Origin of the sequence: Streptomyces sp. NPDC046261 (assembly GCF_040646235.1) — a bacterium.
Lineage (GTDB): Bacteria > Actinomycetota > Actinomycetes > Streptomycetales > Streptomycetaceae > Streptomyces.
In genome coordinates, this window is the sequence record NZ_JBEYZU010000002.1 from 76,448 (window position 1) to 90,414 (window position 13,967).

Consider the following 13,967-nt stretch of genomic DNA (forward strand, 5'->3'; position numbering starts at 1 on the left):
CGCGGCCCGTCACGGGGGTGCGGGCCGCGTAGCCGGAGCGCTACGCCCAGGTGATCAGCCGCTGGGGGTTCTCCAGGACGGCCGCGATGTCGGCGAGGAAGCGGGAGCCCAGCTCCCCGTCGATCAGACGGTGGTCGAAGGAGAGCGCCAGCGTGGTGACCTGGCGGGGCTTGACCTTGCCCTTGTGGACCCACGGCTGGAGCTTGATCGCGCCGACGGCCAGGATCGCGGACTCGCCCGGGTTGATGATGGGCGTGCCGGTGTCGACGCCGAAGACCCCGACGTTGGTGATCGTGAGGGTGCCGCCGGACATGTCCGCCGGGCTCGTGCGGCCCTCGCGGGCGGTGGCCACCAGGTCGGCCAGGGCCTGCGACAGCTCGGGGAGCGTCTTGGCCTGGGCCTCCTTGATGTTCGGCACGATCAGGCCGCGCGGGGTGGCGGCGGCGATGCCCAGGTTCACGTAGTCCTTGCGGACGATCTCCTGGTTCTCCTCGTCCCAGGCGGCGTTGACGTCCGGGTTGCGCCGGACGGCCACCAGCAGCGCCTTGGCGATCAGCAGCAGCGGGTTGACCCGCAGGCCCGCCATGTCCGGGTCGTCCTTGAGCTTCTGGACGAGCTTCATCGTGCGCGTGACGTCGACGGTGACGAACTCCGTCACGTGCGGCGCGGTGAAGGCGCTGGCCACCATGGCCTGGGCGGTGGCCTTGCGGACGCCCTTGACCGGGATGCGGGTCTCGCGTGCGGCGAAGGCGGGCGCGGCGGCCGGGGCCGGCTGCTCGGGCGCCGCCGTCGGCTCGGGCGCTGCGGTGGCGCTCGCCGCCGCATACACGTCCTCACGGGTGATGACACCGTCCGCACCCGTGGCGGCGACGGCCCGCAGGTCGATGCCGAGGTCCTTGGCGAGCTTGCGCACCGGGGGCTTGGCCAGCGGCCGGGCTCCGGTGGCGGCCGGCGCGCCGGGGCCGACGGCCGGCGCGGGGGCTACGGCCGGGGCCGGGGCGGGGGCGGCGTGCCCGTTGAGCTCGCCCTGGAGGGCGGCGGCGAAGGACGCCTGGGGCGCCGCGGCACAGGTGCCCGCCTGCGCCGGCACGCCCTGGCCCGTACCGGCCTGCGGGGTCGTCTTGCGGGGGCGGCGCTTGGTCGAGGAGGGGGCGGCGCCGTAGCCGACGAGCACGGCCTGGCGGCCCTGCTGCTCCGGCTCGGCCTCCTCGGCGAGCGCCGAGGCCGCGCTCCGCTCCGCGTGGGCGGCGGTCGAGGCCGGGGCTTCCTCCGCGGGCCCCGCGCCGGGCTGGGTGTCCACGGAAATGATCACCTGGCCGACGTCGACCGTCGTGCCCTCGCCGAAGCGCAGCTCGTGCACCACGCCGTCGAAGGGGATCGGCAGCTCGACGGCCGCCTTGGCGGTCTCGACCTCGCAGACCACCTGTCCGTCGGTGACGGTGTCGCCGACGTTCACGTACCACTTGAGGATCTCGGCCTCGGTGAGTCCTTCGCCCACGTCGGGCATCTTGAACTCGCGGAACCGCTGGCCGGTGCTGGCGGTGCTTGTCATCGTCACGACTCTCCCTCGGTCCCTAGTAGGCCAGCGCGCGGTCGACGGAGTCGAGTACCCGGTCCAGGCCGGGCAGGTACTCGTCCTCCAGCCGGGACGGCGGGTAGGGGGCGTGGTAGCCGCCGACCCGCAGGACGGGGGCCTCGAGGTGGTAGAAGCAGCGCTCGGTGATCCGGGCGGCGATCTCGGCGCCCGAGCCGAAGAACACGGGGGCCTCGTGGACGACGACCAGGCGGCCGGTCTTCTCCACCGACCGCTGGATCGCGTCGAAGTCGATGGGCGAGACCGAGCGCAGGTCCAGGACCTCCAGGGACTTGCCCTCCTCCTGGGCCGCCGCCGCGGCCTCCAGACACGTCTTGACCATCGGGCCGTAGGCGACCAGCGTCAGGTCGGTGCCCTCGCGGACCGTGCGGGCGGCGTGCAGCGGGCCCGGGATCGCGGTCGTGTCGACCTCGCCGCGGTCGTGGTAGCGGCGCTTGGGCTCGAAGTAGATGACCGGGTCGTCGCTCTGGATGGCCTGCTGCATCATCCAGTACGCGTCGGCGGCGTTCGACGGCGAGATCACCTTCAGGCCCGCGACGTGCGCGAACAGCGCCTCGGGGGACTCGCTGTGGTGCTCGACCGCGCCGATGGCGCCGCCGTAGGGGATGCGGATGACGACGGGCAGCTTGATCTTGCCCAGCGCCCGGGCGTGCATCTTCGCCAGCTGCGTGACGATCTGGTCGTAGGCCGGGAAGACGAACCCGTCGAACTGGATCTCCACCACCGGGCGGTAGCCGCGCAGCGCCAGGCCGATGGCGGTGCCGACGATGCCGGACTCGGCCAGCGGGGTGTCGATGACCCGCTCCTCGCCGAAGTCCTTCTGCAGTCCGTCGGTGACGCGGAAGACGCCGCCGAGCTTGCCGACGTCCTCACCCATGACGAGGACCTTGGGGTCGGTCTCCAGGGCGGTGCGCAGGGAGGCGTTGATCGCCTTGGCGATCGTGAGCTTCTCGGTGCTCATGGTCAGTTGGTCTCCTCTGCGAACGAAGCCTGGTACGCCGCGAACTGCGCGCGCTCCTCGTCGACGAGCGCGTGCCCGTCGGCGTAGGTGTGCTCGAACATCGCCATGTCGTCGGGGTCGGGCATGGTGCGCACGGTGTCCCGTACCCGCTTGGCGAGCGCGTCGCTCTCCTTCTCCAGCGCGGCGAAGAACTCCTCATCCGCCAGGCCCTGCTTCTCCAGGTAGGCGCGCAGGCGCAGGATCGGGTCCTTGGCCTCCCACAGCTCCCGCTCCTCGTCCAGGCGGTAGCGCGTGGGGTCGTCGGAGGTGGTGTGGGCGCCCATGCGGTAGGTGAACGCCTCGACGAGCATCGGGCCCTCGCCGGTGCGGGCGCGCTCCAGCGCGGCCCGGGTCACGGCGAGCACGGCCAGCACGTCGTTGCCGTCGACCCGCACGCCGGGGAAGCCGTAGCCCTGGGCGCGCTGGTAGAGGGGGACGCGGGTCTGGCGCTCGGTGGGCTCGGAGATCGCCCACTGGTTGTTCTGGCAGAAGAAGACGACCGGCGCGTTGTACACGGCGGCGAAGGTGAAGGCCTCGGCCACGTCGCCCTGGCTGGAGGCGCCATCGCCGAAGTAGGCGATGACGGCGGAGTCGGCGCCGTCCTTGGCGATGCCCATGGCGTAGCCGGTCGCGTGCAGCGCCTGCGAGCCGATGACGATCGTGTACAGGTGGAAGTTGTTCTCGTTGGGATCCCAGCCACCGTGGTTGACGCCGCGGAACATGCCCAGCAGGTTCGTCGGGTCGACCCCGCGGCACCAGGCCACGCCGTGCTCGCGGTAGGTCGGGAAGACGTAGTCGTCGTCGCGGGTCGCCCGGCCGGAGCCGATCTGCGCGGCCTCCTGGCCCAGCAGCGAGGCCCACAGGCCCAGTTCGCCCTGGCGCTGCAGCGTCGTCGCCTCGCCGTCGAAGCGGCGGGTCAGGACCATGTCCCGGTACAGACCCCGCAGTTCCCCGGGCGACAGGTCGATGGAGTAGTCGGGGTGCTCGACCCGCTCGCCTTCCGGCGTCAGCAGCTGTACGAGTTCGGGCTCACCGGCGGCCTTCTTGGCTCCGGCCCGCTTGCTGCTGCGCCGCGGCTTGCGCGCGGCAGTGCTGTCCACGGTCACGTGTGCTCCTCCGTCTGTCCGGCCCCCGGGGTCGCCGGCGGCCAGAGGGGTTCCCTGCGCCGTGAGGCGCAAAGAGGCTCGCTCGATCCCCGACGGCACACGGGGTGGGTGTGCCGAGGCCGGAACCGGGCGTGACAGGTGCCCCGGCGAATGGCCTGCAATATGCACGTTACCCAGTGGGCGGCATTCCTGCGAAACCCCGCCTGACCTGCGATTTTGCTTGGATTTCCAAGTAAATCGAGAAAGCTCGGCCAATGCGGGTGCCAATCCACTGGTCAGCGCCTTGCGGGCCGCCGGAACGGGGGCACGTTATCCCGGAGGACAAGAGCAGGGGAAGACTTGATGTGTGAAACTGGCACCGTGCGCGAACAACGAAAAATCACGGTATTTCTGCTTGACGACCATGAAGTCGTACGTCGCGGCGTCCATGAGCTGCTCTCGGTCGAGCAGGACATCGAGGTGGTCGGCGAGGCCGGTACCGCCGCGGACGCACTCGTGCGCATTCCCGCCACCCGTCCGGACGTGGCCGTACTGGACGTCCGGCTTCCGGATGGCAGCGGAGTCGAAGTATGCCGTGAGATCCGTTCGCAGGACGAAAACATCAAATGCCTGATGCTCACCTCCTACGCCGATGACGAAGCGCTGTTCGACGCCATCATGGCGGGCGCGGCCGGGTATGTCCTCAAGGCCATTCGCGGCAATGAGCTGCTCTCGGCCGTACGGGACGTGGCGGCCGGCAAATCGTTGCTGGACCCCGTGGCGACCGCCCGGGTGCTGGAGCGGCTGCGCGACGGCAAGGACTCCAAGGGCGACGACCGGCTCGCCTCCCTCACCGAGCAGGAGCGCCGCATCCTCGACCTGATCGGCGAGGGCCTGACCAACCGCGCCATCGGCGAGCGGCTGCACCTCGCCGAGAAGACCATCAAGAACTACGTCTCCAGCCTGCTCTCCAAGCTGGGCATGGAGCGCCGCTCCCAGGCCGCCGCCTACGTCGCCCGCCTGCAGGCCGAGAAGCGCTAGGCCCGCGGCAGGGACTTAGGGACTTACGGCCCCTCCCATCAGGGGCGGGTGCCCCTAGGGCGGCGCACGGCGGCACGGCAGAGTGGTGCCCATGCCAACGACGCCGCACGACGAATTCCGGGCACTCGAACTGCTCGCCGGTACGCCCTACGGAAGGGTGTCCGTCAGCATGCGCGCCCTGCCCTTCGTCACCGTGGCCCGGCACATCGTCGTCGACGGCCCCGCCGGCTCCCCCGCGCACGTCCTGCTCCGCCTGCACGGCGGCTTCGGCTACGCCCAGGCATGCGACGGCACCGTGGTGGCCTACGGCGCCGACAACCTCGCCGACCGGCGCGAGGGCGACGAGTCGGTGTGGACCGTGCAATTCGTCGGCATGGCCCGCGTGTTTCGCCCGAGCCCCGCCGAACTCGAGCTCTTCGGCCGCCCTCCGCATTCCGCGGACGGCGCGCCCTTCATTCCCGAATACCTGTGCATAGAACCTCAGTTCATCACCTTGCACCACCTCGAAGGCGTACCCGCGCGACGAGCCGCGCACTCCGCGTGAATTAACATTTGGGACGTGCCGCGCTCACTTGTCACCGATGCCCCACCCGACACCGGACCTGACATCGGCACCCTGCGCACACTGTTGCGCCGCTACGACCGCGCCGGCGAACCCGTCTCCTGCGAAACGCTGACCGAGGGGCTCCTCAACCGCGGCTACCGCCTCTCCACCACCCGTGGCCGCTTCTTCCTCAAGCACCACCTCGACGGCGATCACGACGCCATCGCGCGCCAGCACGACGTCACCCGCCGCCTGGGCGCCCTGGGCCTGCCCGTGGCCCCGCCCGTGCCCACCGCCGAGGGCAGCACCGTCACCGTCCTGGGCGGCCGCTGCTACGCCCTGCACCCCTGGATCGAGGGCCGCCACCGCGACGGCGGCGAGCTCACCGTGGCCCAGTCGCGCTGTCTGGGCCGGCTGCTGGGCCATGTGCACACATGCCTGGAAGAGGTCATGAAGGGCCCCCAGGGGGCCGCTACGGGCCCGTGGGCGCCCTCGGACACCGCCGCCCGCCCCGAGGACACCTTCGCCCTCATCGAGGAGCTCCTGGCTCTGGTCCGCACCGGCGGGGGGACCGAGGAGACCGGGGGGACGGGAGGGCCCGGGGGAAGCGGGGGGACCAGGGGAACCAGAGAAACCAGGGGAAGGCGCCCCCGCGATTCCTTCGACGAGCTGGCGGAACACCGCCTCGTCGAGCGCCGGGCGCTGCTGGAGCGCCACGCCCACCGCCGGCCGCCCGCGGCCGCCACCCCGGCCCGGGGCTGGGTGCACGGCGACTTCCACCCGCTCAACCTGCTCTACCGGGGCGGTGAGCCGGCGGCGATCGTCGACTGGGACCGCCTGGGCGTCCAGCCCCGCGCCGAGGAGGCCGTACGGGCCGCGGTGATCTTCTTCCTGCGGCCCGACGGCACGCTGGACCTGGCGAAGATACGACCGTACGCCCGCGCCTACCGCGGTGCGGCGGGGGCGGACGAGGCGGAGCTGGCCGCGGCCGTGCACCGCGTGTGGTGGGAGCGGCTCAACGACTTCTGGATGCTGCGCTGGCGCTACCAGCTGGGCGACCACCGCGCCGACCCCGGTTTCCCGGCGTCGGCGGCGCTGGCGGTGTGGTGGACGGGCGCGTACGAGTCCGTGCGCGACGCGTTCACCGACTGAGCCGGGCCGGCGGCGGGGCCGCCCGGCCCGGTGCGGGTCAGCCGCCCGTGGTGCCCAGGGAGGTGGTACCGCCGGTGTTGGCGCCGGGGCTCGGCGCGTTCGGGCTCGGCGGCTTCGGGTCGTCCGTCACCGGGTTGCTCGGCTGCTGGTTCGAGGGCTGCGGCGGCGTCGGCTGGCCCGACGTGCCCTGGCTCGGCTGGTGGGACGGGCGCCTGGTGTAGTCGTCGGACGGCTCGCGCGGCCGCTCGGGCGCGGGGTAGTCGTCGTCGTCACTGTCCGCGGTGCCGCCCTGGCCCGGCACGGGGCCCGTGTGCTTGGACGGGCTCTTGCCGGTGCTGGGGGTGGGGGCCTTGGGGCTGGTGGACTGCTTGTCCGTGGTCTTCTGCTCGGCGCCGTTGCTGGTGTTGCCCAGCTTGAGCGCGACCACGATGCCCACCGTGGCGACGATCGCCGCCAGCGCGGCGAACAGCACCAGCCGGCTCTTGCCGCCGCCCGCGCCCCGGCCGCCACGGCCGCGGTTGTAGCCGTCGAAGCCGCCGTCGTCCCCGCCACCGCCGCGGCGGGGCAGGATCGGCTGCTGGGAGGTGTCGCCGTGCTGCGGGTGCTGCATGGCCGTGGTGGCGCCCATGCCGCCGCCCATGCCGCCCAGGACCTGCGTGGAGGCGTTGGCGTGGTCGATCGGGCCGGTGTTCCACACGCCCGTGTGGCTGCCGGCGTCGTGCAGCATCTGCAGCGCGTACTGGACCAGCCCGCGCATCTCCTCCGCGCTCTGGAACCGGTCGTCCGGGTCCTTGGCGAGGGAGCGCATGACGAGCCCGTCCAGCTCCGGCGGCACCGTCTCCAGCACCTGGGACGGCGCCACGGGGGTGTCCTGGACGTGCTGGTAGACCACCGACAGCGGGGTCTCACCGGTGAACGGGGGACGCAGCGCCAGCAGTTCGTACAGCAGGCAGCCGGTCGCGTAGAGGTCCGAGCGGGCGTCGACGGTCTTGCCGAGTGCCTGCTCGGGGGAGAGGTACTGCGGCGTGCCCATGACCATGCCGGTCTGGGTCATGGTGGACGCCGCGCCGTGCAGGGCACGGGCGATGCCGAAGTCCATGACCTTGACCGCGCCCGTGTTCGTGATGATCACGTTGGCGGGCTTGATGTCACGGTGCACGATGCCGTGCTGGTGGCTGTAGGCCAGCGCCTCCAGCACGCCCGAGACGATGATCAGCGCCTGCTCGGGCGGCGGGGCCTCGGCGTTGAGCAACAGGTCGCGAATAGTGCGGCCTTCAACCAACTCCATGACGATGTACGGCACGACGTTGCGGCCGACGGTGTCCTCGCCCGAGTCGTACACGGCGACCACGGCGTGGTGGTTCAGGCCGGCGACGGACTGCGCCTCGCGGGTGAAGCGGGCCTTGGAGACCGGGTCCTCGGCGAGGTCGGCGCGCAGCAGCTTGACCGCGACCGTCCGGCCCAGGCGCACGTCCTCCGCGGCGAAGACCTCGGCCATGCCGCCGCGGCCCAGCCGGTGGGTCAGGCGGTAGCGGCCGTCCCCGACCAGCCCGCCATTGCCCCACATTTCAGGCACATCGGGCATGCCGCCCCCGTTGGCGTCAGGGTCGGATGGACCCTGGGCGCTCGCAGTCTGTGCCATCAGTCCTCGCCGTCGTGTCTGGTCCGCTTCGCGTGGGAGGCGAATCGCGCGGGAAACTCGCTGAAACAGCCTTCCGCTAGGGCACGCTACAGGCTTTGCACCGTGCGCCGGTCCGGGATGGACCGGCTATCAAACCCGTACCGGTACGAGCAAGGCAAATCCCGTGACGGCTTGTCGCGCATCCGGTCACGGAACGGGCACGCGGCTTGACGTGCCCGGTGCCTCGGGCAGACTTGGCCGGGATACGTCGAAGAACAGCCGGATCGGGCCTGTGGCCGGGTCGTCGCCACACCAGGCAGTGCGCCGAGGGGGAAGTAACACCATGAGCCAGGACGGCGCACGGGGCCGCTACGCGGGACGAGCTGTGGGCGGCGGCCGCTACCAGCTGCGCGACCTGCTCGGCGAGGGCGGCATGGCGTCCGTGCACCTGGCCTACGACTCGGTCCTCGACCGCCACGTGGCGATCAAGACCCTGCACACCGAGCTGGGCCGCGAGGCATCCTTCCGCGAGCGCTTCCGCCGCGAGGCCCAGTCGGTGGCGAAGCTCACGCACACCAACATCGTCTCGGTGTTCGACACGGGCGAGGACGACCTCGACGGCTCGACGATGCCGTACATCGTCATGGAGTACGTCGAGGGCCAGCCGCTGCGCTCCGTGCTCGACGCGGACGTCGCCCAGTACGGCGCGATGCCCGCCGACAAGGCGCTCAAGATCACAGCCGATGTGCTGGCGGCGCTCGAGGTCAGCCACGAGATGGGCCTGGTCCACCGCGACATCAAGCCCGGCAACGTGATGATGACCAAGCGCAACGTGGTCAAGGTCATGGACTTCGGCATCGCCCGCGCCATGCAGTCCGGCGTCACCTCGATGACCCAGACCGGCATGGTCGTCGGCACCCCTCAGTACCTCTCCCCCGAGCAGGCGCTGGGGCGCGGCGTCGACGCCCGTTCCGACCTGTATTCGGTCGGCATCATGCTCTTCGAGCTGCTGACCGGCCGGCTGCCCTTCGACGCGGACTCGCCGCTGGCCATCGCCTACGCGCACGTCCAGGAAGAGCCGGTCGCGCCCTCGACGATCAACAAATCGATCCCGCCGGCCGTCGACGCGCTGGTCGCCCGCGCCCTGAAGAAGAACCCGAACGAGCGTTTCCCGAGCGCCGAGGCCATGCGCGACGAGTGCGCCCGGGTGGCGGGCACGGCCCAGGCCGCACCCTCGCCGATCATCATCTCGGGCGGCCCGCCGGCCCGCAGCGGCGCGGGCGTCAGCTCCGCCGTCTTCCCGCCGGTCGACGGCCAGACCCCCGCCCCGGGCCCGCAGAGCGTCCAGACGCCCTACCAGAACCCCTACAACGGCGGCTACGCCCAGACGGGCCCCGCAGGCCCCCAGGGCTACCAGACGCCCGCTCCGGCGTACCAGGCCGGCCCCAGCACCCCGGCGGCGCCGTACGCGGCCGCGTCGGGGCCCGTGGGCGCCTCGGGCGGCAACGGTGGGCCAGGTGGGTCTTCCGGGTCCTCGGGCAAGAACAACAGGCCGGTCATCATCGGCTCGGGCGTCGTCGCGGTGCTCGCGGTCATCGGCGTCATCGCCGCCATCGCGCTGCAGGGCGGCGGCTCGAAGGACGAGGCCGACGGCAAGCCCTCGCCGAACCCGTCCGTGGCCACCCCGGGCGGCGGCGGCAGCGTCACCGCGGGCGCCACGGGCGGCGGCACGGGCGGTGGCACCGGCGGCACGCAGGCGAAGGCCAAGGAAGGCGACAAGTCCAAGATCGTCCCGCGCGAGAAGTGCACCAAGGCCTACGACAACTACCGGGACAAGTCGAAGAAGAGCGCGCCGGACTTCAAGTACATCTACATCGACTCGGTGAAGGAATGCCTGCAGGCCGCGGGCTGGAAGTACCGGGTTGACCCGGTGAACGAGAACACCTGGGGCAAGGGCACCGTGATGACGCAGATGCCCGAGACCGGTGACCCGTTCGACCCGAAGAACGGCGAGTTCGTGCTGACGGTCTCGACGGGCGAGGCGGCTTCGTAAAGCGTTTTGTGGGGTGGACGTACGACAGAGAAGGCCGGTTGTCGCAGTCGACAACCGGCCTTCTCCGTACAGGACACTTACGGCTTACGGCTTACAGATAGGGCCCCGAACGGGCACCGCCGTGCTGCTGGCCCTCGTGCTCGTCGTCGCTCATCACGCCGGCGGGCAGTGCCCGGCGCATCTGCTCCAACTGGGCCCGGGCGGCCATCTGCTGGGCGAACAGCGCGGTCTGGATGCCGTGGAAGAGCCCTTCCAGCCAGCCGACCAACTGTGCCTGTGCGATGCGCAGTTCGGCCTCGGTGGGGATCGTCTCGTCGGTGAAGGGCAGGGAGAGGCGCTCCAGCTCCTCCACCAGCTCCGGGGCGAGACCGTCCTCCAGCTCCTTGACCGAGCTGTGGTGGATCTCCTTGAGCCGGACCCTGCTCGCCTCGTCCAGAGGCGCGGCGCGCACTTCCTCGAGCAGCTGCTTGATCATGCTTCCGATGCGCATGACCTTGGCGGGCTGTTCCACCATCTCCGTCACCGGGACCTCGCGCGGCTCGTCGTCGCCCTCCCCGCCGCCGGGGCTGGCGCTGCCGAGAGCCATGCCGTCCGGTCCCACGACCAGGACGTGCGGGCTCTCCTGCGACCGTTCATTCCTCGGCATATCCATGCCGCCATTCTCTCGCACATGTGATTTCCCCCTGTTGATGCCCCCGTACACGCCTGATCCACCGTGGGGGCGCGCGGGGGCGCACACGACGCCCGGGCGTACGCCTACCGGGGGCGCCGGAGGGCGCGGGGCGGGGGCTGTGGGGGGTGGGGGGTGGGGCGGGGGGCGGGGCTGTACGGCGGAAGGGGGCGAGCTCCGGGGGCCCGGGCGCGGGGGTGGGGCCGTACGGCGGCGGGGGCGGGCGCCGGCGGGCAAACCGTACGGCGGCGGGAGCGGCGTGGCGCGGGGCCGCCGGGGGAGCCGTACGGCGGCGGGGGCGGCGCTAGCGGCGGCGTAGGCGGAGGGCGAGGAATCCCAGCCCCAGGCCCGTCAGGGTCATCCCGGTGCCCAGGGGGAGCACGCGCATCACGCGGTCCGCGGGTTCCGCGCCCTGTTCGGAGCCGGGGGTGCGCGAGGGCGGGGCCTGGACGACCGGTTGCGCCGGTTGGCCGGCCTCCGCCGCGTCGGGCGCGCCCGCGCCGGGCGAGGGCCGCGGCCGGGACCGGGGCGGCTCGGCCGGCGGCGACTCCGGCCGGCCGGGGTGCCGGCGCCCCTCGCCCGCCACCGTGCCGGCCAGCTGCCCGGCGCCGGGGGACGGCGGCGAGGAGGGGAAGACGGTGGTCGACGTCGTGGCCGTCACGGGCACCGACGGCGCCGGAGAGGTCGGCTCCGGCTCCTCGGCCCACGCCGGCCACGGGGCTATGAGCACCGCCGACACGACCAGTCCGAGCAGGGTCCCCGTCCGCGATCCGTTGCGCATGTCGCCACCCTCCGCAAGAGTCACCCCCCTACGGACACCCCAACCCTCACACGGCCCCTGCCGCCGGGCGCGCTGAGCGGCCGGTCGGGTGACGGTGGCGGGTGGCCGGGGAGGGGCGGCGGGCGTGTCGGCGGAGGGATCGACGGGCGTGTCGCCGGACGGCTCAGCAGGGGTGCCGGCAGGTGCGCGCCGGCAAGTGCTCGCCGACAGGCGTGTCGGCAGGTGTGTCGGCGGCAGGTGCGCGCCGAGTGATCAGCCGGTGGTGAGGAGGACCTTGCCGACGTGGGCACTGTCCTCCACGACGCGGTGGGCGGTCGCCGCGTCCCGCATCGGCAGGGTGCGGTCGACGACCGCCCGTACCCGCCCGCCGGCGATCAGCGGCCAGACGTGCTCGCGCACGGCGGCGACGATGGCCGCCTTCTCCTCGAGGGGCCGGGCGCGCAGCGAGGTCGCCGTGACCGCGGCGCGCTTGGTGAGCAGCTTGCCGAGGTCGAGTTCGCCCTTGCGGCCGCCCTGGAGGCCGATGACGGCGAGCCGGCCGTTGACGGCGAGGGCATCGAGGTTCCGGGCCAGGTATTTCGCGCCGATGATGTCGAGGATGACGTCGGCGCCGACGCCGCCCGTGACCTTGTGCAGTTCCTCGACGAAGTCCTGCTCGCGGTAGTCGACGAGGATGTCCGCGCCCAGCTCGCGGCAGCGCTCCAGCTTGTCGGCGCCGCCGGCCGTGACCGCCACGCGCGCGCCGACCGCCTTGGCGAGCTGCACGGCCATGGTGCCGATGCCGCTGCCGCCGCCGTGCACCAGGAAGGTCTCACCGGGCCGAAGGTGGGCCACCATGAACACGTTCGACCAGACCGTCGCGGTCACCTCCGGCAGCGCCGCTGCCGAGACGACGTCCATGCCGTCGGGTACGGGCAGCAACTGCCCCACCGGGACGCAGACTTTCTCCGCGTAGCCGCCGCCGGCCAGCAGCGCGCACACTTCGTCGCCGACGGCCCAGCCGCTCACACCGGGGCCGAGCGCACCGATGCGGCCGGAGACCTCGAGACCGGGGTAGGGGGAGGCGCCGGGCGGCGGGTCGTAGAAACCCTGCCGCTGCAGCAGGTCGGCGCGGTTGACGCCACTGGCCACGACCTCGACCAGGACCTCTCCCGCGCCGGGCACGGGATCGGGGACCTCGTCCCAGACCAGGGCCTCGGGTCCGCCGGGTACGGGAATGGTGATCGCATACATGCCGCGAGGCTACTCCCGTGCGTACGAGCGCGCGTGCTACTGCACGAGTAGCGCCCGGCTACTCCGCGGCGGCCGCCGGGCGCGCCCGGACGATGGTGATCAGCCGGTCCGTGGCCTTCAGGGGGCTCGCCTCCGGATCGTCGTACCCGAGCAGCCGGTGACCGCGCAGCACGGACACGACCAGGTCGTCCACGTCGCGCACGCCGCGCCCCACCTCGGCCTTGACCACGGGCCGTTCGACGATGTCGAGGCCGCTGCCCTGCTGGATGAGGTCCTCCATGACCGTGCCGGCACTGGGGCTGAGGACGGACAGCCCCAGCAGCCGGCCGGCGGCGCTGGCGCTCGTGATGACCGCGTCGGCACCGGACTGCCGCAGCAGCGGGGCGTTCTCCTCCTCCCGCACCGCCGCGACGATCTTCGCGCCGCGGTTGAGCTGGCGGGCGGTGAGCGTGACGAGCACGGCGGTGTCGTCGCGCTGGGTGGCGACGATGATCTGACGGGCCTTCTGCAACTCGGCACGGAGCAGGACATCGCTGCGGGTGGCGTCGCCGATGACACCCGCGTAGCCGTGCGCGGTGGCCGACTCGACGACCTTGGGGTTGGGGTCGACGACGACGACCTTCTCCTTCTCGCGCGGATTGCCGGACGCCGCGCAGATGGTCTGCACGGCCGAGCGACCCTTGGTGCCGAAGCCGACGACGACGGTGTGATCGCGCAAGGTGGACCTCCAACGGGTCAAACGCCATTGCTCGCGGGTGCGCTCGGTGAGGACCTCGAGGGTGGTGCCGACCAGGATGATCAGGAACAGGACACGGAGGGGCGTCACGAGCAGCACATTGGTCAGACGGGCGCTGTCGCTGTACGGGACGATGTCGCCGTATCCGGTGGTGGACAGGGTGACGGTGGAGTAGTAGACGGCGTCGAGGAAGTCGACGGTGCCGTCGGCGTTGTCGTGGTAGCCGGCGCGGTCCACGTAGACGATGAGGACCGTGGCGACCATGACCAGCAGCGCGATGAGGATCCGCCGGCCGACCTGGCGTATCGGCGCCACGGTGTAGCGCGGCAGCAAAACCCGGAAGTCGGCCTCGTGCTGCGCGTCGCGGGCGGCGGCGTCGTGGCTGGGAAGAATCACGGGGTGCCTCCGGGAAGGGCGTCATGCGCGGCTGCCCGGGGCGGGCGGGGCGGATCGGTCG

Annotated in this window: 12 protein-coding genes; 4 read left to right on the forward strand and 8 right to left on the reverse strand. The window is 72.0% G+C overall.

From position 1 onward, the window contains the following. Window positions 1-40: 40 nt before the first annotated feature. From ABZ956_RS04620 to pdhA, 3 genes are read right to left on the reverse strand one after another with little or no spacing between them, the layout of a single operon-like run. A complete protein-coding gene (locus tag ABZ956_RS04620) occupies window positions 41-1,552 on the reverse strand; it encodes a dihydrolipoamide acetyltransferase family protein (RefSeq protein ID WP_361886900.1) in 1,512 nt (503 codons plus the stop codon). Window positions 1,553-1,574: 22 nt separating this feature from the next. Next, window positions 1,575-2,555, reverse strand: coding sequence for an alpha-ketoacid dehydrogenase subunit beta (locus ABZ956_RS04625; protein ID WP_361886903.1), 981 nt, complete (start codon window positions 2,553-2,555; stop codon window positions 1,575-1,577). Between the two features lie 2 nt (window positions 2,556-2,557). Beyond that, on the reverse strand, window positions 2,558-3,700 hold the full coding sequence (gene pdhA, locus ABZ956_RS04630) for a pyruvate dehydrogenase (acetyl-transferring) E1 component subunit alpha (protein WP_361886906.1): 1,143 nt from the start codon (window positions 3,698-3,700) through the stop codon (window positions 2,558-2,560). Between the two features lie 360 nt (window positions 3,701-4,060). Between pdhA and ABZ956_RS04635 the strand changes: the two genes are divergently transcribed. From ABZ956_RS04635 to ABZ956_RS04645, 3 genes are all read left to right on the forward strand, one after another. Next, a complete protein-coding gene (locus ABZ956_RS04635; RefSeq protein WP_361886909.1) occupies window positions 4,061-4,720 on the forward strand; it encodes a response regulator transcription factor in 660 nt (219 codons plus the stop codon). A gap of 91 nt (window positions 4,721-4,811) precedes the next feature. After that, complete coding sequence (locus tag ABZ956_RS04640; RefSeq protein WP_361886912.1) at window positions 4,812-5,264, forward strand: pyridoxamine 5'-phosphate oxidase family protein; 453 nt, start codon at window positions 4,812-4,814, stop codon at window positions 5,262-5,264. A 15-nt stretch (window positions 5,265-5,279) separates the two neighbouring features. Continuing rightward, the gene (locus ABZ956_RS04645; RefSeq protein ID WP_361886914.1) at window positions 5,280-6,416 is read left to right on the forward strand and encodes a phosphotransferase; all 1,137 of its coding nucleotides are present in this window, start codon (window positions 5,280-5,282) and stop codon (window positions 6,414-6,416) included. A 37-nt stretch (window positions 6,417-6,453) separates the two neighbouring features. Here ABZ956_RS04645 and ABZ956_RS04650 read toward each other — a convergent pair whose 3' ends face one another. Further along, window positions 6,454-8,058, reverse strand: coding sequence for a protein kinase (locus ABZ956_RS04650; RefSeq protein WP_361886917.1), 1,605 nt, complete (start codon window positions 8,056-8,058; stop codon window positions 6,454-6,456). A gap of 322 nt (window positions 8,059-8,380) precedes the next feature. Between ABZ956_RS04650 and ABZ956_RS04655 the strand changes: the two genes are divergently transcribed. After that, window positions 8,381-10,090, forward strand: a complete 1,710-nt coding sequence (locus ABZ956_RS04655; protein ID WP_361886920.1) for a protein kinase — start codon at window positions 8,381-8,383, stop codon at window positions 10,088-10,090. 91 nt (window positions 10,091-10,181) lie between these two features. On the opposite strand, the gene ABZ956_RS04660 is transcribed toward ABZ956_RS04655, so the two are convergent. From ABZ956_RS04660 to ABZ956_RS04675, 4 genes are all read right to left on the reverse strand, one after another. After that, window positions 10,182-10,742, reverse strand: coding sequence for a bacterial proteasome activator family protein (locus tag ABZ956_RS04660; RefSeq protein WP_361886923.1), 561 nt, complete (start codon window positions 10,740-10,742; stop codon window positions 10,182-10,184). A 322-nt stretch (window positions 10,743-11,064) separates the two neighbouring features. Beyond that, on the reverse strand, window positions 11,065-11,541 hold the full coding sequence (locus ABZ956_RS04665) for a hypothetical protein (protein WP_361886926.1): 477 nt from the start codon (window positions 11,539-11,541) through the stop codon (window positions 11,065-11,067). A gap of 252 nt (window positions 11,542-11,793) precedes the next feature. Continuing rightward, window positions 11,794-12,774, reverse strand: a complete 981-nt coding sequence (locus ABZ956_RS04670) for an NAD(P)H-quinone oxidoreductase (RefSeq protein WP_361886929.1) — start codon at window positions 12,772-12,774, stop codon at window positions 11,794-11,796. 58 nt (window positions 12,775-12,832) lie between these two features. After that, window positions 12,833-13,906: a potassium channel family protein gene (locus ABZ956_RS04675; RefSeq protein WP_361886932.1), complete on the reverse strand. Its 1,074-nt coding sequence runs from the start codon at window positions 13,904-13,906 to the stop codon at window positions 12,833-12,835. Window positions 13,907-13,967 lie beyond the last annotated feature (61 nt).

Coding starts and splice junctions, on each gene's coding strand:
- ABZ956_RS04625 (WP_361886903.1), bottom strand. CDS start 2,555: ATGAGCACCGAGAAGCTCACGATCGCCAAGGCGATCAACGCCTCCCTG.
- ABZ956_RS04660 (WP_361886923.1), bottom strand. CDS start 10,742: ATGGATATGCCGAGGAATGAACGGTCGCAGGAGAGCCCGCACGTCCTG.
- ABZ956_RS04650 (WP_361886917.1), bottom strand. CDS start 8,058: ATGGCACAGACTGCGAGCGCCCAGGGTCCATCCGACCCTGACGCCAAC.
- ABZ956_RS04620 (WP_361886900.1), bottom strand. CDS start 1,552: ATGACAAGCACCGCCAGCACCGGCCAGCGGTTCCGCGAGTTCAAGATG.
- ABZ956_RS04655 (WP_361886920.1), top strand. CDS start 8,381: ATGAGCCAGGACGGCGCACGGGGCCGCTACGCGGGACGAGCTGTGGGC.
- ABZ956_RS04665 (WP_361886926.1), bottom strand. CDS start 11,541: ATGCGCAACGGATCGCGGACGGGGACCCTGCTCGGACTGGTCGTGTCG.
- ABZ956_RS04640 (WP_361886912.1), top strand. CDS start 4,812: ATGCCAACGACGCCGCACGACGAATTCCGGGCACTCGAACTGCTCGCC.
- ABZ956_RS04670 (WP_361886929.1), bottom strand. CDS start 12,774: ATGTATGCGATCACCATTCCCGTACCCGGCGGACCCGAGGCCCTGGTC.